Source organism: Agathobacter sp. LCP21S3_B2, assembly GCF_052118705.1.
Taxonomy (GTDB): domain Bacteria; phylum Bacillota; class Clostridia; order Lachnospirales; family Lachnospiraceae; genus Roseburia.
Genome location: NZ_JBQKGQ010000058.1, coordinates 1 through 404 on the forward strand (window position 1 = coordinate 1; position 404 = coordinate 404).

General features: G+C 37.9%; 1 rRNA gene. It reads left to right on the forward strand.

Features of this window, described 5'->3' with window-relative positions:
• Positions 1 to 104: ribosomal RNA gene (gene rrf, locus ACTQ1L_RS15280) — 5S ribosomal RNA — on the forward strand; the annotation flags it as partial.
• Positions 105 to 404: the final 300 nt, after the last annotated feature.

Genomic DNA, 404 nt, shown 5'->3' on the forward strand with positions numbered 1-404 from the left:
GCTTTTGGGAAACACCCGTCCACATCCCGAACACGATGGTTAAGACTGAAGCGGCCGATAATACTATACTGGTAACGGTATGGGAAGGTAGGTGGCTGCCGGATTTATAAAGAACAGCATAGCATATATGCTTTCAAAATAGAACAGGCTCGAAAGGGCTAACCTACATCAGCAGGGAAGTGCTGTTTAGATAGCTGGTTTTACCAGTGATTAGAGATTTTAAGAGATTAAGATTTCTAATGACTGATAAAACAGTCAAAAGTCTGTGAGAACTAAAATTGGTAATCACAGCCGTGTACCTTGAAAACTTCATACAAATGATTTGATGAATAAATATTCTATTCTTAAGAATATCTAACAATCAAGACATCCGAGAAACAAAACCAAGTTGTGAACAACAACAA